Consider the following 20,211-nt stretch of genomic DNA (forward strand, 5'->3'; position numbering starts at 1 on the left):
CGGACTTGTTCGGCCGGGTAGTCACGCGGCAGCTCAACCCGCACCTGCCCGCCGGCCGCACCCGGTTGCCCGTTACCTCCATTGTCGCCATTGGCTCCGGAGCCCGCCGCGCCCCAAGTACAGCCTGGCTCTTCGCCATTACCGCCATCAAGCCCGGCAAAACCCGGCGCTCCCGTACCGCCACGGGCATCAATGGACAGTTGCGGCGCTTGCAGTGACTCAATTCGCAGGCTCAGGTCCCGGGCTGGCCGCGCAGGCTTTTCAAAGGTACCGGTGGCGCCACGGGCATTGATCTGGCTGCCCTCGCCCAGTTCGGCACGCGCCACCCGCAGCGCGATGCCGTGCTCGGCAGGAACGATAGTGATGCGTGCTTCACGACCCAGCTGCAGTTGGTCGATATCGACCTGGGTGATCCCCGCTGGAATCAATAACGTCCCGTAGTCAGCAACATCAAGCTTTTCCAGGCGCAATACACTGACGTTAGCGGGCAGGCGCATCATCGAGTTGGCCTCGACCGAGACGACCTCGGCCTGAGCAAAAGGGCTGCACAAGGCAGCCAACAAACATAACTTACGCATGGCTGGAATCTCGTTCGCGGGAGGCAGGAAGGGTATGTGCGTGAAAAATTCCAAACACAAGAATCAACAGGCGATCACGCCAGGGATGGCGGCGGCCTTGCAGGCGACCTTTGAACAAGAGCACCTCAAGCCCATGGGTCAGCACCAACAGGCTGCCAACAAGGTTGATCAGCACATCGAACGGGTAGACCAAGGGCTGGTACAGATTACTCAGCACCAAGGCCCAAACTATCAGTGTCAATGCTTTACCCAGCCCCCAAAGCACCCTCATACATCCGCCTTTAGCATGTTCTTTGGCGCACATTAACGGCTTGTACAAGCAGGACGCCATAGACCGTCATAAAAAGATTCGCCGCAACTTCGACTGGCCCGGGCAAAACCGCGGCGATACCAAGGGTTAACGAATGATCAGAATCTCGGTACGTCTGTTTTGGGCGCGGCCCTCAGGGGTCTGATTGCTGGCCACAGGGTTCGACTCACCGGCTCCCTCCACGGAAACAAACTGGCTGCGCGGTACACCGCTGTCGATCAAGTACTCAACCACCGACTGCGCCCGTGCCTTGGACAGTTTCAGGTTGTAGGCCTCATTGCCCACACTGTCGGTATACCCTGTGACCTTCAACTGGGCGTTGGCGGCGTCTTTTTTTAGGCGCGCGGCTATGATATTGAGCTTTTCCTTGTCCGCCGCAGTCAACCGGGCAGAGTTGAATTCGAAATTCACATCACGTACTACAATGGCCTCTTGCTTGACGACCACCACTTCTTCAACCACCACCACGGCCACAATCGGGCAGCCCGCAGCATCGACTTTCACGCCTTGGGGCGTATCAGGGCACTTGTCGCGACTGTCCGGAACACCGTCGCCATCCGCATCGCCGTCACCGTGTACCCAACAGTAAGCCGCGGCCATGCCCGCACCGAATACGGCACCACCCCCCGCCCAGGCCGAGCTTTTTATTGCACCCAAGGCCGCCCCGCCCACACCGCCGACTGCAGCACAGGTGGGCCAGTCAGTTTTTTGCAACCCGGCACAGCCCGTTAATACGCCGGTGAGAACAACCAGAGGTACTGCTGTTCTTATGATGCTCATAAAAGGGTCTCTCCTGAGGGGCGGCGTTTGGCCGATGCAAGGCAAAGTAAAGACTGCGCTCAGGGTGTGCGCCAGCAAAGTGACAGTAGCGGCAACAGCCCACTAGGCCGCGCGGCTTGCGCAGGCTAGTCTTGGACGCTCTAAGTGAGGACCTTCGATGACGCCCGGTATTTCTACACGTACACCCCAGCAAGCGCTGGCGGCCTTGCTGGATCGTTATGCGCCACAACGCCTGCTCGTGGTCGGGGCCAGCAGTTTCCCGGCACTGGCCGCCTTCGAGGCTGCGCACCCCGGCGCACAGGTGGCCCGAGCAGCGCCTGGCCCGTTGCCCGAAGACCTGGCAGCGCAACGCTTTGACCTGGCACTGGTGATCGACTGCCTGGAGCACCTGCCCAAAAACAGCGGGCTGCAATTGCTGGGCGGCATTCGCAACCTCAATGCCAGTCGCATTGCCGTGCTGGCGGATCTCACAGCCTGCAATTGGAAAGAAACCGACTTTTACGCCCTTGCTTTACAAAGCAATGAGAGGTTTCAGCGTGACGAGCAAGTCCTGACGCTCTTTACTTACGACTTGCGCGAATACAAACAAGTACCCGACTGGCTAAACGCCAGGTTTTGGGCAAACCCGGAAAACTTTGGCAAGTATTGGTGGTAACCCGATGAGCACATCCATTTGCCCCTGCGGCAGCGGCAACCTGCTGGAAGCCTGCTGCGGGCACTATCATGACGGCCACCCGGCCCCGAGCGCCGAAACCCTGATGCGCTCACGCTACAGCGCCTATGTATTGGGGCTTGTCGACTACCTGGTCAGCACCACCCTGCCTGTGCAGCAAGCCGGGCTGGATCGCCAGTCCATTGCCGACTGGAGCGCGCAGAGCACCTGGCTGGGCTTGACCGTTGAAAGCAGCGAAGTGTTCGGCGGCCAACCGGAACACGCCTTTGTGACCTTTACTGCACGCTGGCACGACGCCAATGGTGAGCACAGCCACCGCGAGCGCTCATCCTTTGTGCAAAGCGCCGGGCGCTGGTACTTCATCGACCCCACCGTACCGCTCAAGGTCGGGCGCAACGACGCTTGCCCATGCGCCAGCGGGCTGAAGTTCAAAAAATGCTGTGCCGGTTTTTTCGGTCAATAGGCTGGACTCTGAGGGTTAAACAATGGACGTGCGGGCCCGAACAATAAAAACAATCGCCCTGGCCATGCTGCTGATGGTATCGGGATGCACCTCCTGGTTCGACTCAGGCGACAAGGACCCGGACGTGCATCTGGAAAAAGTCGAACTGGTGCAGGCCAAGCTGCTGGAGCAGCGCTTCAGGCTGCATTTTCGGGTCGACAACCCCAATGACTCGACACTGACCGTACGCGGCCTGAGCTATGCCGTGTATCTGGGCACCATCAAGCTGACCGAAGGTGAGAACGAACACTGGTTCAGCGTGCAACCCAACAGCAGCGCCATGTACGTGATACCGGTGCGTACCAACCTCTGGCCGCAGGTGCGCCCGCTGGTCAATTTGCTTGAAACACCCGACCAGCCAATCCCCTACCGACTCGAGGGCACACTGCAAACCGGGCTGTTCTACGGTTACGACGTGCACCTGACGCGCAAAGGCGAGATAATCCCCGGCGATTTTATTCCAGAGTGATTGAGCAATGACCCAACAACCCCACGTTCATGGCCCCGACTGCAACCACGATCATGATCATGGCCACACCCATGACCACGATCACGGTCATGTACATGGCCCGCATTGCGGCCATGCACCTCAAGAGCCTGTGCGCAACGAGCTGAAAGACGTTGGCCGCAACGATCCCTGCCCGTGCGGCAGCAGCAAGAAATTCAAGAAGTGCCACGGCGCCTGATCCCTCGGGACGCTTTGCAAACGCCGCACAGGGTCCAGTGTCCTGTGCGGCGTTTGTGTTTTTGCTTTATGAAAAAGTGCGTCACAAACCATGACCTGCTTTCATCCGACGCGCTTTTGGGGGTAAAACTGACAGCCCACAGTCGATGACCGCCTCTGATGGTCGTCAGGTGCTGGGTGAACATTCCCTTCTGGAGCCCTTCATGATCGATCTTTATTACTGGACCACTCCCAACGGCCACAAAGTCTCATTGTTTCTTGAAGAAGCTGGCCTGCCCTACAAGGTTCATCCGATCAATATCGGCAAGAATGAACAGTTTGCTCCGGACTTTTTGAAGATAGCCCCGAATAACCGCATCCCGGCCATTGTTGATCAGGCACCGGCCGACGGTGGCGAGCCACTGTCCTTGTTCGAGTCCGGCGCGATCCTGCTGTACCTCGCGGAAAAAACCGGGCAATTTTTACCAAAGGACCTGCGCGGCCGGCAAATGGCCCTGCAATGGCTGTTCTGGCAAATGGGTGGCCTGGGGCCAATGGCCGGGCAAAATCATCACTTCAACCGCTTCGCACCGGAAAAAATCCCGTATGCGATCAAACGCTACACCGAAGAGACGGCCCGTTTGTATCGCGTATTGAACAAACAGCTGGAAGGCCGCGAGTTTGTTGCGGGTGACGAATACAGCATCGCCGACATGGCGATTTACCCGTGGATCGTGCCCCATGAATGGCAGGGGCAGAACCTGGATGATTTCCCGGCCCTGAAGGCCTGGTTCCAGCGAGTCAAGGCGCGCCCGGCTACAGAACGTGCCTACGCACTGGTGGATAAAATCAACCCGCCGAAGTAGTGCATATAGCGCTTGCACGGTGTCATCGGCCTCACTAACGTAGCGGCTTTCGATGACACCACCCCCGCAGGAGCTTTGCCATGGCCTCGCCAGCCTTTACTTCTTTACTACCCCGGTTCGGCGTTGCCGCGGCAATGGTCAGCCTGCTGGGCCTGGCCGGTTGCCAGATAAACAACCATGCCACTGAAAGCCTGGTGCCAGCCTCTGGCGTGCAACCGCTCAAGGGCCTTGCACAGAACGTGTCGGTACGCCGCAACATCCAGGGCATGCCGCTGATCGAAAGCAGCAGCTTCCATGACGCCCTGTTCACCCTGGGTTATGTGCATGCCGGTGACCGAATCAGCCAGATGGTGCGTTTGCGCTTGCTGGCCCAAGGCCGCTTGGCCGAGCTCAACGGCGTTGATGCACTGGAAAGCGACCGGTTGATGCGCACCGTCAATCTGAAAAAGAACGCTGACGAGCTTTATAAAAGCGCCTCACCGCGACTTAAAAAGTTTTTCGAAGTCTACGCTCGCGGAGTCAACGCCTACCTGTTCCGCTACCGCGACAAATTGCCGGCCGATCTGGCGCAGGCCAGCTACAAGGTCGAGTACTGGAAACCCGAGGACTCGGCGCTGATTTTCAGCCTGTTGAACTTCGGCATGTCGGTCAACCTGCAAGAAGAACTCAACGCCCTGGCCCTTACGCAAAAAGTCGGCACCGACAAACTGCCCTGGCTGATGCCAACCTATCCCAACGAAGCCCTGCCCAGCAGCGAAGCCGACAAGCTCAAGGGCCTGGCCCTGGGCAGCCAGTTGCAAGGCTTGAGCGGCGTGTCCCAGGCCCTTGAACAGGTGAAGCAACTGAGCCTGCCAGGTGTCACGGCATCCAGCGACTGGGCCATTGGCCCGCAGCGCAGCCGCAGTGGCAAGAGCCTGCTGGCCAACGATATCCATCAACCCATAGGCGTGCCTTCGGCCTGGAACTACGTGCAGATTCGCGCCCCCAAATACCAGGCTGCCGGGGCAACCATTGCGGGCTTGCCGACCCTGTTTGCCGGGTTCAACGGCAAGGTGGCATGGGGTATGAGCATGGCCATGGGCGACAACCAGGATGTGTTCCTGGAGAAGCTCAAACGCCAGGGCAGCAGCCTGTACTACATGGCGAACGGCAAGTGGCTACCGGCGACGGTGCGCAACGAAACCTTTTTCGTCAAAGGTCAGCGTCCGATTCGCGAAGTAATTTACGAAACCCGCCACGGGCCTTTGCTCAACAGCACCCTGGGCAGCCCCAATGCCCTGAACAGTAGCCTGGGCCTTGCCCTGCAAACCCCGGACTTGCAGGGCGACAAAACCCTCGACGCATTTTTTGACCTGTCCCGTGCCCAGAACAGCGAAAAAGCCTCGGATGCCAGCCGTGAAATCCGCGCTGTGGCGCTGAACCTGCTGTATGCCGACGCCAACCATATCGGCTGGCAAGTGACCGGGCTCTACCCCAACCGCCGTGAAGGCCTTGGCCTGTTCCCGTCGCCGGGCTGGGATGGCCGCTACGATTGGGAAGGTTACGCCGACCCGATGCTGCACCCCTACGACCAGGACCCGACCCAGGGCTGGCTGGGTACCGCCAACCAGCGTACGGCCGCCTATGGCTACGGCATGCAACTGTCCAACTCGTGGCTGTCACCTGAGCGCAGCGAACGCCTTGCGCAACTGGCAGGCAGTGGCAAACAGGACGCCCGCAGCATGATAGCCATGCAGTACGACCAGACCACGCTGTTCGCAGCCAAGCTGAAAACCATGTTCAGCGCCCCCGGCATGGCACAGCCTCTGAAACAGGCGATCGCGGCATTGCCCGCGCCAGAACAGGCCAAAGCCCGTGAAGCTCTTGGCCGGCTGATGGCATTTGACGGCAAGCTCGGCGCCAACTCGGCCGATGCGGCAGTGTACGAACTGTTTTTGCAGGAAAGCACCCGGCAGATCTTCCTGGATGAACTGGACCCCGAGAACAGCGCCAGCTGGCAGGCATTTGTGGCCAATAGCAACCTGTCTTACCCGGCGGTAGCCGATCACTTGCTGGGCCGCGAAGACAGTCCTTTCTGGGACGATAGCCGCACCACGCAAAAAGAAGACAAACCGGCCATTCTGGCCCGCAGCCTGGCCGGGGCGATCAGCATCGGTGACAGCCTGATGGGCAACGATCACAAAGCATGGCAGTGGGGCAAGCTGCATCAGTACGTATGGCGCAATGCCAACGGCCAGACTGTTCGCGCCCCCGTTATGGCAGGCGGCGATCATACGACCCTCAATACGGCGGCCTACCACCTCGCGGGCGCAAACTTCGAGGTGACGCAGATACCGGCCATGCGCATGATCATCGACTTCGGCCAGGTCGAACCGATGATGGCGCAAAACAGCACCGGGCAATCGAGTAACCCGGCCAGCCCGCACTACACCGACGGTATCGATCCGTGGCTCAAAGGGCAGTACATCAGCTTCCCGATGCAGCCGCAGAACTTCGACAAGACCTACGGCAAGACCCGTCTGACCCTGGTTCCGGGCAAGTAACCGAGAGCCACAGCCTGCCCTCTCATGCACAAAGCCGGGAGAGGGCATATGCTGAGTAAAAGGTGCAATTTTTCATTTGTATGTCGCCCATAATATGCTTCGATTGGGGCGACTGGCACAGCGCTACTGTCTGGCCATCTGAACTTGGCTCACAAGGACGTCTCCATGCAGCGACATCAAATTCATCCTTTGCTGGCACCTGTCCCGGGCACTGAACGGCTTATTCACAGTTTTCATTACGGGCCTGCCCAGCCCCGAGGCAAGATCTATATCCAGGCCTCACTGCACGCGGATGAATTGCCCGGGATGCTGGTCGCCTGGCACCTCAAGCAGCGCCTTGCAGAGCTTGAGGTGGCGGGACGGTTGCTCTTTGAGATAGTCGTGGTACCAGTGGCCAACCCGGCTGGCCTTGAGCAGGTCTTGATGGATATCCCGCTGGGGCGTTACGAGCTGCAAAGCGGGCAGAACTTCAATCGTAACTTCCTGGACCTGAGCACGCAGATTGGTGATGAGCTTGAAGGCCAGCTCAGCGATGATCCCGCACAGAACCTGCAATTAATCCGCCGTCGCTTGCGCGAACTGCTGTCAGCGCAAGTGCCGACAACGCAGTTGCACTCCCAGCGCCTGACCCTGCAAACGCTGGCCTGCGATGCCGATATGGTGCTGGACCTGCACTGCGACTATGAGGCCGTACCCCACCTGTACACCACGCCTGAAGCCTGGCCGCAGGTCGAACCGCTGGCGCGCCACCTCGGCGCTCAAGCCAGCCTGCTGGCAACGGACTCCGGCGGGTTGTCGTTCGATGAGTGCTTCACCCTGCTGTGGTGGCAACTACAGCAGCGTTTCGGTCATTGCTATGCGATTCCCCAGGGCAGCTTTTCCGTAACCCTGGAATTACGCGGCCTGGCAGATGTGAACCACAGCCATGCAGGGCACGACTGCCAGGCGCTGATTGATTATCTGATCGATTTTGGCGCGATTGACGGAGAATCCGTGCCTTTGCCACCCCTTCTCTACCCCGCCACCCCTTTGGCCGGCGTAGAGCCCGTGGCAACACCGGCAGGCGGGCTGCTGGTGTTCAATGCCAGGCCGGGGGAGTATCTGTGCGCTGGCCAGTTGATTGCCGAGATCATTGACCCCATCAGCGACAAGCTCACACCGGTTTACTGCGCCAGCGCAGGTTTGCTGTATGCCCGCTCTCAGCGGCGAATGGCCACCGCAGGCATGGTGATTGCCCACGTGGCAGGCCGCGAAGCCTATCGTAGCGGTTATCTGCTATCGCCTTGAGCCACTACGGGATCAGGCAACCGGCGCAGGCGGAGGCTCGTCAGGCAGCGTTGGCACGCCCGGTTCGGGTTCGATCGGTTGCGGGCTGTCCGGGTCAGGCTGGCCGGGGATGCCACCTGCATGCAGCTGTGGAAAGGCCAGCAGAGACCAGGCCAGCAGCCCGACCTGATTGGGCTCGAGGTTTGCCAGTTGGGCGCGGATACTCGGATCAATCTTCATAAGGCACTCCTGAGCGATGATCCGGCTCGCTGGATGCGTAACCGGAAATACACTCAATAGAGTGCATTTGCGCTCAAGAATTCCCTCTGTTCGTCAGGTGCGAGGCAAGGTCACGCCGCGCTGGCCCTGATACTTGCCGCCACGGTCCTTGTACGACACTTCACACTCTTCGTCAGATTCGAAGAACAGCATTTGTGCCACGCCTTCATTGGCGTAGATCTTGGCCGGTAATGTCGTGGTGTTGGAAAACTCCAGGGTCACATGACCTTCCCACTCGGGCTCAAGTGGCGTCACGTTAACGATGATGCCGCAACGCGCGTAGGTACTTTTACCCAGGCAGATGGTCAGCACATTGCGCGGAATACGGAAGTACTCAACGGTGCGTGCCAGGGCGAAGGAGTTTGGCGGGATGATGCAAACGTCGCTGGTGACATCGACAAAGCTGCCCGCGTCGAAATTTTTTGGATCAACGGTCGCCGAGTTGATATTGGTGAAGACCTTGAACTCGTTTGCGCAACGAACGTCATAGCCGTAGCTCGAAACGCCGTAGGAGATCAGACGGTTCTCGCCTTCTTCACGCACCTGACGCTCGACGAAAGGTTCGATCATGCCGTGCTCTTGCGCCATGCGGCGAATCCACTTGTCTGGTTTGATGCTCATGGCGGGTGTCCTGAATAGCGAGGTAGAAAATTCTGTTGGGCATCTTACCGCCCCCCAAGGCCCTGTTCAAAAATCTGGGGAAAAAATATCGAAATTAGCTTGAGATCCCCTGAATACAGGGTGTGAGGGCAACCGTCAGTCACGTTTTTGGATAATCCTTCGCAAAGACCCTTTGCACGTTCGGAAAAAAGCGTTAAGGTGGCGCCACTGTGTTGCTTGTGTCACTGAGAATCTCTACACGATATGTTGAATTTCGATCCAACCATCTCCAAGAATTTTTCCTGCTCTTTGCACTCAGTCTCGGCCAGGGCTTTTCCTGCGTCGCAGTTATCTTTGTTCAAGGAGTTACACCATGTCTAATCGCCAAACTGGTACCGTTAAGTGGTTCAACGATGAAAAAGGCTTCGGCTTCATCACTCCACAATCCGGTGACGACCTGTTTGTTCACTTCAAAGCTATCCAATCCGACGGCTTCAAAAGCCTGAAAGAAGGCCAACAGGTTTCTTTCATCGCTACTCGCGGTCAGAAAGGCATGCAAGCTGAGGAAGTTCAAGTTATCTAACTTGTACTGATCCAGTAAAAAACCCCGCCCTTAAAAGCGGGGTTTTTTTATGCCCGTAATAAACCCAGGCACGATTTTGTAGTCGCTGAAGAGGCACGAGGCGGCGATGGGCTGCATAGCGGCCCCAATTTCTGAAGGCCCTGGGGGCCTTATCGCAGCCTCGTACCTCGTCAGCGACTACAGGTATTGCATCGCAATTCAGTCGTCAGTGGTCGTAATGGTCGGCATAGCCTGCGAAGCCGCTTCATGCAGGACAATACGCGCACCCACCTGTCGGGCCAGCTCCTGATAGATCAAGGCAACCGGGCTGTTGGGGTCAGCCACCGCTGTTGGCTTGCCATTGTCGGCCTGCTCGCGGATTTCCATCGACAGCGGCAGCGAGGCCAGCACCTCAACGCCATATTGCGTTGCCAGCTTCTCCCCCCCACCCTCACCGAACAGATGCTCTGCGTGACCACAGTTCGAGCAAATGTGTACCGCCATGTTCTCCACGACACCCAGCACCGGAATGTTGACCTTGCGGAACATCTCGACACCCTTGCGTGCATCCAGCAAAGCCAGATCCTGCGGCGTGGTCACAATCACCGACCCGGTCACCGGGACTTTCTGTGCCAGGGTCAGCTGGATATCGCCGGTACCCGGTGGCATATCAATGACCAGGTAATCAAGGTCATTCCAGGCCGTTTGTGTCACCAGCTGCAGCAACGCACCCGACACCATCGGACCGCGCCACACCATCGGCGTGTTGTCGTCAGTCAAAAAGGCCATCGACATGACTTCAACGCCATGGGCTTCGATGGGCACGAACCACTTCTGATCACGAATCTTCGGCCGCGTACCTTCAGCGATGCCAAACATCACGCCCTGGCTCGGACCATAAATATCCGCGTCCAGAATCCCCACCCGCGCACCTTCACGGGCCAGCGCCAGTGCCAGGTTGGCTGCGGTGGTGGACTTGCCGACACCGCCCTTGCCGGAAGCCACGGCCACAATGTTCTTCACATTGGCCAGGCCCGGGATTTGCGCCTGCGCCTTGTGCGCCGCAATCACGCAGTTGATCTCGACCTTGGCCGAGGTCACGCCATCCATGTTTTCGATGGCGGTTTGCAGGATCTGCGCCCAGCCACCCTTGAACAGACCGGCGGCATAACCCAGTTCAAGCTGAACACTGACGCGCTCACCCTTAACCTCTATGTTGCGGATGCATCCGGCACTGACCGGATCCTGATTCAGATAAGGGTCGGTGTATTGGCGAAGGACGGCCTCCACCGCTGCGCGATTAACTGCGCTCATGGGCAACTCCCGTAAAGACTGAGTAAAACAGGCCGCTATCGTACCTGTAATAAACCACCGGCAGCAGGCTTTTGAACCGCACAAAAACAGCACAAACGATCAGATACGCCAGCACGGGGTGAAATATATTGCCCGGCGCTTTATAGTGGCCGACCACCGTCTCATCAAGTAGCCGAGCCCCATGTCCGAGCCACGCAATATCTTAGTCACCAGCGCCCTGCCCTATGCCAATGGTTCAATTCACCTTGGCCATATGCTTGAGTACATCCAGACTGATATGTGGGTGCGCTTCCAGAAACTTCGCGGCAATCAGTGCACTTATGTCTGCGCAGACGATGCCCACGGCTCGGCCATCATGTTGCGCGCCGAGAAAGAAGGCATCACCCCCGAGCAGCTGATCGCCAACGTCCAGGCTGAACACAGCGCCGACTTTGCCGAGTTCCTCGTCGATTTCGACAACTTCCACTCGACCCACGCCGAAGAAAACCGTGAGCTGTCGAGTGCGATCTACATCAAGCTGCGCGAAGCCGGGCATATCGCTACCCGCTCGATCACCCAGTACTTCGACCCGGAAAAGAAAATGTTCCTGGCCGACCGCTTCATCAAGGGCACCTGCCCTAAATGCGGCACTGACGATCAGTACGGCGACAACTGCGAAAAATGCGGCGCCACCTACGCGCCAACCGATCTGAAGAATCCCAAGTCCGCCATCTCCGGCGCCACTCCGGTGCTCAAGGATTCCGAGCACTTCTTCTTCAAGCTGCCCGACTTCGATGCCATGCTCAAAAGCTGGACCCGCAGCGGCGCCCTGCAGGATGCTGTAGCCAACAAGATCGCCGAATGGCTGGATACCGGCCTGCAACAGTGGGATATCTCCCGCGATGCGCCGTACTTCGGCTTCGAGATCCCGGACGCGCCAGGCAAGTACTTCTATGTATGGCTGGACGCACCAATCGGCTACATGGCCAGTTTCAAGAACCTCTGCGCCCGCCGTCCATATCTGGACTTCGACGCGTACTGGGCCAAGGACTCCACCGCCGAGCTGTACCATTTTATCGGCAAGGACATCGTTAACTTCCACGCCCTGTTCTGGCCAGCCATGCTCGAAGGCGCAGGCTATCGCAAGCCTACTGCCATCAACGTTCACGGTTACCTGACCGTCAACGGCCAGAAGATGTCCAAATCCCGCGGCACCTTTATCAAGGCCCGCACCTACCTGGACCACCTGGCACCGGAATACCTGCGCTACTACTACGCCTCCAAGCTGGGTCGCGGGGTTGATGACCTGGACCTGAACCTGGAAGACTTCGTACAGAAGGTCAACTCGGACCTTGTCGGCAAAGTGGTCAATATCGCCAGTCGTTGTGCAGGCTTTATTCACAAGGGTAACGCCGGTGTGATGGTCGAGGGCAATGCTGCTCCCGAACTGACCGAAGCGTTCCTGGCCGCCGCACCAAGCATTGCCGAGGCCTATGAAGCCCGTGACTTCGCCCGTGCCATGCGTGAAATCATGGCGTTGGCCGACCGTGCCAACGCCTGGATCGCTGACAAGGCTCCTTGGGCAATGGCCAAAGTTGAAGGCAAGCAAGCTGAAGTTCAGGCGGTCTGCGCACTGGGCATCAACCTCTTCCGCCAGCTGATCATCTTCCTCAAGCCGGTCCTGCCAGTACTGGCTGCCGATGCAGAGGCATTCCTGAATGTCGACCCCCTGACCTGGAACGATCACCAGGTGTTGCTGGCCAACCACCAATTGAACGCATTCAAGCCATTGCTGACCCGTATCGACCCGGTCAAGGTCCAGGCCATGACCGATGCTTCGAAAGAAGACCTGGTCGCCAGCCAGACCGACACCGGCAGCGCTGCACCACAGGGCAACGGCGAACTGGTCAAGGAGCCGCTGGCCGCAGAAATCGAGTTCGATACCTTCGCTGCCGTGGACTTGCGCGTCGCGCTGATTCTCAAGGCCGAAGCGGTTGAAGGTGCCGACAAGCTGCTGCGCCTGACCCTGGATATTGGCGACGAGCAACGCAACGTGTTTTCGGGAATCAAGAGCGCCTACCCGAACCCGGCCGAGCTTGAAGGTCGTCTGACCATGATGATCGCCAACCTGAAGCCACGCAAAATGCGCTTTGGCATATCTGAAGGCATGGTGATGGCTGCCGGCCCTGGCGGTGAAGAAATTTACCTGCTCAGCCCGGACAGCGGCGCCAAGCCAGGTCAGCGCATCAAGTAACACTGCCCCTTTGCACCGTCTGGTGGCCTGCAGGCCACCAGACGCTGTTCATCAGTAGCCGCCCCTCCCGTCATGCCGGATAATCAGCCGTCTTTACCGAGCTGAACGATCTTGCACCCACGCTTGACCGTCACGCCCCTAATTATCTCTGCGCATGTTGAGCGTCGCCCAGATGCGACCCGCTGTAGCTGGACTGATCACACCATGAGCCTGATTCAACGTATTGATGCTTTACTGCCGCAAACTCAATGCGGGAAATGCGGCCATCCTGGCTGCAAACCCTATGCGCAAGGTATTGCTCAAGGCGAGGCAATCAACAAGTGCCCGCCTGGCGGTGCCGAAACCATTGCTGCACTGGCCAGCTTGCTCAGGGTTCCCGTACTGCAACTGGATACCGATCGCGGCCAGGCCCCACCGCAAGTGGCCTATATTCGCGAAGCCGAATGCATCGGCTGCACCAAATGCATTCAGGCCTGCCCGATCGATGCCATTCTTGGCGCCGCCAAACTGATGCACAGCGTGATTATCGATGAATGCACCGGTTGCGATCTCTGCGTTGCGCCATGCCCGGTGGACTGCATCGAAATGCACCCGCTGCCTGCCAATGTCATCCCGATTGTCGGCGGCCTCGCTCAGAATGAAGAGCAGTTCAACGCCCGTAACCAGAAACGCGAGCATGCCCGCAAGCGCTTCGAGTCGCGCGACGAACGCCTGCGCCACGAAGAGCTGCACAGGCAAGCTGAACGCCTTGCCCGTGCCCAGCGCCCGCCTGCAGCAACTCTCAGCGGCACGCAAACGGATTTCCCCGGGGCAGCATCAGGCAGCCTCAATGACGCCGCACTTAAAAAAGCCAAGGTCACTCTGGCCATGGCCCGCGCGCAATTGAACAAATCGTTGAAGGCCTTCGGGCATCCGCCAACCGCACAGCAGCAATCTCAGCTGGTTATTCTGCAACAGCAGTTTGAATCCGCGCAGCAGGCACTGGCTCAACTGGAGTCAATGCCCCTGGCCGCCACACCCGCACCGATAGCCAATACTGCCGAACTCAAACGGGCAAAAATCCAGCTGGCCATGCGCCGCGCCGAACTTAAAAAAGCCATGGGCCAAGAGGTGTCCGGCACCGAGCTGACACTTTTGGCTGACGCTGTCACTCAGGCAGAATCCGCACTCAATGCGCTGGATCCGGGCAAGACTTGAAAAAACCATATAAGCGCCCCACCGTTTATCGGACTGCTCTTCAGGAACGTTTTTAACCATGAACGCCGTAAAGCGCCTTGAAATATTTCGCCGGTTTCACGAAGACAACCCTGAACCTAAAACCGAACTGGCCTATTCATCGCCTTTTGAACTGCTTATCGCCGTGATCCTGTCTGCACAGGCCACTGACGTCAGCGTTAACAAGGCAATGGCCAAACTGTTTCCGGTCGCCAACACACCAGAAGCCATCTACGCTCTGGGAGTGGAAGGACTGTCGCACTACATCAAGACCATTGGCCTGTATAACAGCAAGGCCAAGAACGTGATCGAAACCTGCCGTTTATTGATTGAGCGCCATGGCAGCCAGGTCCCACAGACCCGAGAAGAGCTTGAAGCACTGCCCGGGGTAGGTCGTAAAACGGCAAACGTTGTGCTCAATACAGCTTTCCGGCAACTGACAATGGCTGTAGACACCCATATTTTCAGGGTCAGCAACCGAACCGGTATTGCCCCTGGCAAAAACGTGGTGGAGGTCGAAAAAAACCTCATGAAGTACGTACCAAAACCCTACCTGCTGGACGCCCATCACTGGCTTATCCTGCACGGGCGCTACGTGTGCCAGGCGCGCAAGCCTCGGTGCGGCAGTTGTCGCATAGAAGACCTGTGCGATTTCAAGGAAAAAACCTCTGATGATTGAGTGATAGGCGTTCTATGGGCTGATCGATTGAGAAAATCTTTTTTACCCAACGAGCGATTATCGCTATAAGGGGCGCCATTAGCTGTCTTAGCCTGGAGTGAATTGAATGAGCACTGGCAAAGAAGAACTGGAAGTAGAGGAAGATTTCGCAGTAGTCGATTCGGACGAAGTCGTAGAGCCTGTTGTCGAGGTCGCTAAAACCAATCTGGCCAAACGCCGCACCATTGACGCACTGCTGGAAGAAAAACGGCTCAGAAAAGAGCTGGAAGATTATGGATACGACCTGTAATCCCGGAGATACGGCATCAAAAGCCTCCTGTTGTGGAGGCTTTTGCTCAGGGGGCTTGGGGTATTACATCTTCAAGCCCCTCTCTTCACACCAGGCCATTGCGCTGTGCCAGCTCAATCAAATCTACAAGTGAACGGGCATTAAGCTTCAATAAAAGGCGCGTTTTGTAGGTGCTCACCGTTTTATTGCTCAAAAACATGCCATCCGCAATTTCCTTGTTACTCTTTCCACGTGCCAACTGCTGCAACACCATCATTTCTCGCCCAGAAAGGCGATTGACCATATCTGCCTCACTGGCATTCCCCAAGCTTGAACGTACTGAGTGCAAGGCTTGATTCGGGAAATAACTGTAGCCAGACAGTACGGCCTTGATTGCACTCAACAGTTCAGTCAAGTCCTGCTGCTTGCATACATAACCGGCTGCACCGGCTTGCATGCAACGCATGGAAAAGTGACCCGGGGCTTGTGAAGTCAACACCAGCACCTTGATAGGCACTGCCGGTGTGGACAACCGCGCTATAACTTCAAGCCCGTCAAGCCTAGGTATTCCAATATCCAGAATTACGATATCAGGCGCATATTCACGCGTAAGCTGCAAAGCATCCACACCATTATCCGTCTCTGCAATAACCTCGTAGCCATGTCGTTCCATGAGCATACGCACAGCAAGACGAATTACAGGATGATCATCCACGATCAGCACTTTATTCATGGGCCATTCCAATTTATCGCTGTTCGAATTTTCAGAACCAGCACCATAGCCTAGTCGCAACAAACTGGGCATAGCACCCCCTCAAGCATCAACAACCAAAGACATTTCCTACAAATATTGGAGATCAACCCTACAGATATCGCCCATTGAAACGCCCCCCACACACTTTCGTCACAAGCTGCCAGACATGGGAAGACCGAAACTCAAGAAAGCGCCGAGAATTAAAATAAAAACCCAACATAGAACTGCAACACTTTCACACAGATAACGAAATCGCACCCACTTAAGACACATTCAAAAAACCAGATATAAAACACATTCAAAAATCTGACCAAACAGCCTGACAACTCAACTACATACCCCACCCCCATGGCCTGCCGCCCAAATAAAATGCCCCACCCCCATTAAAAACCACAAAAAACACAGTGACAAATCTCAATGTTCATTCAAATTAAATCTACTATTTTTCCAAGGGAAAATATTACAATTTCATGCTTACAGAATCGGACTACAAATCATTAGGAAAACACCTAAAGCATTAAATCACGCTAAAATAACGGCAAGACGTTCGCCCAGGCAAACCCAACCAAGATAAAAATAAATATTCGATAGATACGTTCATCCACCTACAACTCCCTCTCAGACTTATCATTCAAATCAGTCACTGACTAAAAACCTTACACCCTTTACAAAAAACACTTAACGCCCTTTAACAAGGTCCGATCTGATAACGACAGCCCCCCTACAAAAACAAACCTCTTATTCAAGAAATCGATAAATTCCGCCAGCCGGGCGCGACACAATCTCATGCAATTGATTTGCGCCTTAAAAAAAACACGACTAATTTTAAAAAACGCTAGCAACTCCCTGAAGAAAGCGCTGAACCAATCACCCGACTTACATTGACCCTGCACAGATACTCCAAGCTGGCCATACACCGCCAAGAAGCGCCTTCTTCCTTATCATTCCGACTTTTACCAAAAGGCACTTTCATGATAAAAAACACCTTAAAAATCAACCACCCACTTACCGTTATCGCTGTTTTTTCAATGCTGACGGAAGCGTCCGCTGCAGTCTATCTCCCTTATATCGACAGTGAGCATCAAAAAATATACGTATGGTTCCTGATTGTGTTCCCATCACTTCTGATCACGTTGTTTTTCCTGACCTTAAACTTCAATAACAAAACACTTTATACCCCCGCTGACTTATCCAAAGCCGAGAATACTCCGGAAGGGTTCTCTCAGCCGACTGGCCCTTGCCTGAAGCAAGGCAATTCATTTGCAAGCACAAGTACATCCGCACAACTATTTATACCCGCCTGCCCTTCAGGCTCCCCGTACAGCTTATACAGACCCCATAACATCTTCCTTCAAGGCCAAAGAGTCCACCACGTAGACCCTCCCCCGTTTCCACCCCCCGAAAGAGCGCACGCAACATTCTTTGCCAAGAGTCATGCATGGAGAGAGGGCTCAGAGTTAAAAACACTTTATCTTATGGACCTGAACTACCTGCACTTGCTCTCCCCTCATAAAGGCACTGCCGAAGAGGTATTACATATCTATTACAAAGCAACCCGCAAATATAAAAACACGCCCCCCAGACATGCTGTACTGCTACTGCTTACCAACCAGCACTCCAGTATTCCTCAGGAAACTATTCGACGGGCCATCGACAACTTCAAACATACGTCATCCATCAACCATACAACCATTATCAGCTACAACACCGACGCACACAGATTCACCCTGCTTAACTCACCCCGCCCCCAAACAAATACCTGAATTGCAGGCAAAAAAAAGCCCCAGCCAATTGGCTGGGGCTTTACCAGGCGAGCTGTATCAGAACAACTTGCGCCCTTTATTTGCAGCAATACGCATGCGCAATGCATTCAACTTGATGAAGCCGGCAGCATCGGCCTGATTGTAAGCACCGCCATCCTCTTCAAAGGTTGCGATGTTGGCATCAAACAACGACTCGTCAGACTTGCGACCGGTAACAATCACGTTGCCTTTGTACAGCTTGAGGCGAACAACACCGTTAACGTGAACCTGCGAAGCATCAATCATCTGTTGCAGCATGATGCGCTCAGGGCTCCACCAGTAGCCGGTGTAGATCAGGCTGGCGTACTTTGGCATCAACTCGTCTTTCAAGTGAGCGACTTCACGATCCAGAGTAATCGACTCAATGGCGCGGTGAGCACGCAACATGATGGTGCCGCCCGGGGTTTCATAGCAACCACGGGACTTCATGCCAACATAACGGTTTTCGACGATATCCAGACGGCCGATACCGTGTTCGCCACCAATGCGGTTCAACGTTGCCAGAACAGTCGCAGGTGTCATCTCAACACCGTCCAGCGCAACGATGTCGCCATTACGGTAGGTCAGTTCCAGGTACTGCGGCTTGTCAGGAGCGTTCTCCGGAGAGACGGTCCACTTCCACATGTCTTCTTCGTGCTCAGTCCAGGTATCTTCGAGCACACCACCTTCGTAGGAGATATGCAGCAAGTTGGCATCCATCGAGTACGGGGATTTTTTCTTGCCGTGACGCTCGATCGGGATTGCATGCTTTTCAGCGTAATCCATCAGCTTTTCACGGGAGAGCAAGTCCCACTCACGCCAAGGAGCAATAACCTTCACCCCTGGCTTCAAGGCATAGGCACCCAGTTCAAAGCGAACCTGGTCATTACCTTTACCCGTTGCACCGTGGGAAATGGCATCGGCGCCCGTTTCATTGGCGATTTCAATCAGGCGTTTGGCAATCAGCGGACGAGCAATGGATGTACCCAGCAGGTACTCGCCTTCGTAAACGGTGTTGGCGCGGAACATCGGGAAAACGAAGTCACGAACAAACTCTTCGCGCAGGTCATCAATGTAGATTTCCTTGACGCCCATGGCTTGCGCCTTGGCACGTGCAGGTTCGACCTCTTCACCCTGACCCAGGTCAGCGGTAAAGGTTACGACTTCACAGTTATAAGTATCCTGCAGCCACTTCAGGATCACCGAAGTGTCCAGGCCGCCCGAATAAGCCAGAACGACCTTGTTTACGTCCGCCATGCCATCACTCCACGGGTTGTTCGAAAAGCCGAACAGTCTACCGCCCACAGCCATGAATTTACAGAGGCGCGACAGCTTAAGACGACAAAGCGACAGTTTATATCAAAGACGCGACGAGACCGCTGCTTCAGGAAATAGCCGCTGGATTGCTGGGACCTACAGATGGCGCAGCTTTTTCAGGCACAGGGAGCCGTTCCAGGCGGACGCTTACCCGGCGATTTTTCGCCCGGTTTACCCGACTGGTATTCGCCGCCAAGGGGTATTGCTCACCATGAAATCGCACCGTGATCTGCGACTCCTGCAGGCCGTTCTGCTTGAAATACTCCATTACCGCCAATGCCCGGCGGCGCGACAGCTCACGATTGGTCAAGCGATTGCCCTGATTATCGGAATAACCGTCGAGGATGACGTGATTGACTGTAGGGTCTGCCTTCAAGTATTCGACCATGACTTGCAAGTTGACCCGGGCCACCGCGTCCAGTTCGGTCCCCCCGCCAGGGAAACCGATCTGGCTTTGTCTGACCTGCTCAAAGTTTTTCGGTAAAAGCTTTGCGGTACAGGCCTCGTAGTCGCCGTAAGCCTGGCGAAACCTGACAGGGAGCAGGCGTACTTCCGAGACATTGCCCTCACGAGAATAATGCCTTATCAAGGGGCTGCGCCCCTCAATCAAGCCTCGAAACAAGTTGGCGGCCTGCGCCTGGGAACTGTTGAAAAGCACCTGCCCACGGCCAATACGCACCGAGCCCAGGTCAATATCACCACGGCCCGGTTGCCAGGGCGCAGCGGCGGCCAACAGCTTGGCAGAGCCCTCGCCCAACATTGAGTTGTAGGCATTAAGACGAAATACAGCCTGTTCTCCTGCACGCCTTACAAAAGCACCCGAACCAAAATCGGTAATCGGCTGAATCAGACGGCATTCGAATTTGTCACCTTCCACTTTCCACTCGATATTCTCCAGCCGCGTCTGAAAAGTCAGAGCCATGGCTGGCAGGCTGGCAAACATACTGAGCAGGATGAAATAACGCTGGCGCACGGGAGGCTCCACAGGCTTGTACGGCAAAAAAACAGGCCACAGATTTACGGCATG

General features: G+C 56.0%; 22 protein-coding genes. 13 read left to right on the top strand and 9 right to left on the bottom strand.

The window, feature by feature from the left end:
• The 3 genes from GHO03_RS05680 to GHO03_RS05690 all read right to left on the bottom strand — a co-directional run.
• Positions 1-578: collagen-like protein (locus tag GHO03_RS05680; protein WP_153399365.1), on the bottom strand; the 578-nt coding region annotated here is incomplete at its 3' end.
• A complete protein-coding gene (locus GHO03_RS05685) occupies positions 571-849 on the bottom strand; it encodes a DUF1145 domain-containing protein (protein ID WP_095019456.1) in 279 nt (92 codons plus the stop codon). The genes GHO03_RS05685 and GHO03_RS05680, both read right to left, overlap by 8 nt.
• A gap of 126 nt (positions 850-975) precedes the next feature.
• On the bottom strand, positions 976-1,668 hold the full coding sequence (locus GHO03_RS05690; RefSeq protein WP_095002971.1) for an OmpA family protein: 693 nt from the start codon (positions 1,666-1,668) through the stop codon (positions 976-978).
• A 157-nt stretch (positions 1,669-1,825) separates the two neighbouring features.
• Here GHO03_RS05690 and GHO03_RS05695 point away from each other — a divergent pair, with 157 nt between their 5' ends.
• The 7 genes from GHO03_RS05695 (at position 1,826) to GHO03_RS05725 (ending at position 8,203) form a co-directional block, all read left to right on the top strand.
• The gene (locus GHO03_RS05695) at positions 1,826-2,323 is read left to right on the top strand and encodes a DUF6231 family protein (RefSeq protein ID WP_095019457.1); all 498 of its coding nucleotides are present in this window, start codon (positions 1,826-1,828) and stop codon (positions 2,321-2,323) included.
• A 4-nt stretch (positions 2,324-2,327) separates the two neighbouring features.
• A complete protein-coding gene (locus GHO03_RS05700) occupies positions 2,328-2,804 on the top strand; it encodes a YchJ family protein (RefSeq protein WP_095002969.1) in 477 nt (158 codons plus the stop codon).
• A 22-nt stretch (positions 2,805-2,826) separates the two neighbouring features.
• On the top strand, positions 2,827-3,312 hold the full coding sequence (locus GHO03_RS05705; RefSeq protein ID WP_095002968.1) for an LEA type 2 family protein: 486 nt from the start codon (positions 2,827-2,829) through the stop codon (positions 3,310-3,312).
• 7 nt (positions 3,313-3,319) lie between these two features.
• The gene (locus GHO03_RS05710) at positions 3,320-3,529 is read left to right on the top strand and encodes an SEC-C metal-binding domain-containing protein (protein WP_086795965.1); all 210 of its coding nucleotides are present in this window, start codon (positions 3,320-3,322) and stop codon (positions 3,527-3,529) included.
• A 202-nt stretch (positions 3,530-3,731) separates the two neighbouring features.
• A complete protein-coding gene (locus tag GHO03_RS05715) occupies positions 3,732-4,373 on the top strand; it encodes a glutathione binding-like protein (protein WP_095002967.1) in 642 nt (213 codons plus the stop codon).
• A gap of 80 nt (positions 4,374-4,453) precedes the next feature.
• Positions 4,454-6,916: a penicillin acylase family protein gene (locus tag GHO03_RS05720; RefSeq protein WP_153380368.1), complete on the top strand. Its 2,463-nt coding sequence runs from the start codon at positions 4,454-4,456 to the stop codon at positions 6,914-6,916.
• A gap of 165 nt (positions 6,917-7,081) precedes the next feature.
• Positions 7,082-8,203, top strand: a complete 1,122-nt coding sequence (locus GHO03_RS05725; protein WP_095002965.1) for a succinylglutamate desuccinylase/aspartoacylase family protein — start codon at positions 7,082-7,084, stop codon at positions 8,201-8,203.
• A gap of 12 nt (positions 8,204-8,215) precedes the next feature.
• On the opposite strand, the gene GHO03_RS05730 is transcribed toward GHO03_RS05725, so the two are convergent.
• Positions 8,216-8,422 carry a hypothetical protein gene (locus GHO03_RS05730; RefSeq protein WP_095002964.1) on the bottom strand — a complete coding sequence of 69 codons (207 nt, stop codon included), beginning with the start codon at positions 8,420-8,422 and terminating at the stop codon, positions 8,216-8,218.
• Between the two features lie 93 nt (positions 8,423-8,515).
• Positions 8,516-9,082: a dCTP deaminase gene (gene dcd, locus GHO03_RS05735; RefSeq protein ID WP_016779707.1), complete on the bottom strand. Its 567-nt coding sequence runs from the start codon at positions 9,080-9,082 to the stop codon at positions 8,516-8,518.
• A gap of 352 nt (positions 9,083-9,434) precedes the next feature.
• Between dcd and GHO03_RS05740 the strand changes: the two genes are divergently transcribed.
• Positions 9,435-9,644 (top strand): cold-shock protein, encoded by a 210-nt coding sequence (locus GHO03_RS05740; protein WP_002554837.1) that lies wholly within the window; start codon positions 9,435-9,437, stop codon positions 9,642-9,644.
• 198 nt (positions 9,645-9,842) lie between these two features.
• On the opposite strand, the gene apbC is transcribed toward GHO03_RS05740, so the two are convergent.
• Entirely contained in the window at positions 9,843-10,937 is a 1,095-nt protein-coding gene (gene apbC / locus GHO03_RS05745; protein ID WP_153380370.1) for an iron-sulfur cluster carrier protein ApbC, read from the bottom strand.
• Positions 10,938-11,118: 181 nt separating this feature from the next.
• On the opposite strand from apbC, the gene metG reads away from it, so the two are divergent.
• The 4 genes from metG to GHO03_RS05765 all read left to right on the top strand — a co-directional run bounded on the left by metG (position 11,119) and on the right by GHO03_RS05765 (position 15,353).
• A complete protein-coding gene (gene metG, locus GHO03_RS05750; protein WP_153399367.1) occupies positions 11,119-13,170 on the top strand; it encodes a methionine--tRNA ligase in 2,052 nt (683 codons plus the stop codon).
• 204 nt (positions 13,171-13,374) lie between these two features.
• Positions 13,375-14,367, top strand: coding sequence for an electron transport complex subunit RsxB (rsxB, locus tag GHO03_RS05755; protein WP_095020403.1), 993 nt, complete (start codon positions 13,375-13,377; stop codon positions 14,365-14,367).
• A 58-nt stretch (positions 14,368-14,425) separates the two neighbouring features.
• A complete protein-coding gene (gene nth / locus GHO03_RS05760; RefSeq protein ID WP_095002960.1) occupies positions 14,426-15,064 on the top strand; it encodes an endonuclease III in 639 nt (212 codons plus the stop codon).
• Between the two features lie 106 nt (positions 15,065-15,170).
• Positions 15,171-15,353, top strand: a complete 183-nt coding sequence (locus GHO03_RS05765) for a PA3496 family putative envelope integrity protein (protein WP_016779702.1) — start codon at positions 15,171-15,173, stop codon at positions 15,351-15,353.
• An 85-nt stretch (positions 15,354-15,438) separates the two neighbouring features.
• Here the strand turns inward: GHO03_RS05765 and GHO03_RS05770 are convergent, their stop codons facing one another.
• Positions 15,439-16,065, bottom strand: coding sequence for a response regulator transcription factor (locus tag GHO03_RS05770; protein WP_095002959.1), 627 nt, complete (start codon positions 16,063-16,065; stop codon positions 15,439-15,441).
• 992 nt (positions 16,066-17,057) lie between these two features.
• On the opposite strand from GHO03_RS05770, the gene GHO03_RS05775 reads away from it, so the two are divergent.
• The gene (locus tag GHO03_RS05775; protein ID WP_153399369.1) at positions 17,058-17,849 is read left to right on the top strand and encodes a hypothetical protein; all 792 of its coding nucleotides are present in this window, start codon (positions 17,058-17,060) and stop codon (positions 17,847-17,849) included.
• 57 nt (positions 17,850-17,906) lie between these two features.
• Here the strand turns inward: GHO03_RS05775 and GHO03_RS05780 are convergent, their stop codons facing one another.
• Both GHO03_RS05780 and GHO03_RS05785 read right to left on the bottom strand, forming a co-directional pair.
• Positions 17,907-19,124, bottom strand: a complete 1,218-nt coding sequence (locus GHO03_RS05780; protein WP_016779698.1) for an argininosuccinate synthase — start codon at positions 19,122-19,124, stop codon at positions 17,907-17,909.
• Positions 19,125-19,251: 127 nt separating this feature from the next.
• Positions 19,252-20,157, bottom strand: a complete 906-nt coding sequence (locus tag GHO03_RS05785) for an OmpA family protein (RefSeq protein ID WP_095024200.1) — start codon at positions 20,155-20,157, stop codon at positions 19,252-19,254.
• Positions 20,158-20,211: the final 54 nt, after the last annotated feature.

The sequence above is a fragment of the Pseudomonas sp. FSL R10-1339 genome (assembly GCF_009600545.1).
Classification (GTDB): Bacteria; Pseudomonadota; Gammaproteobacteria; order Pseudomonadales; family Pseudomonadaceae; genus Aquipseudomonas; species Aquipseudomonas bubulae.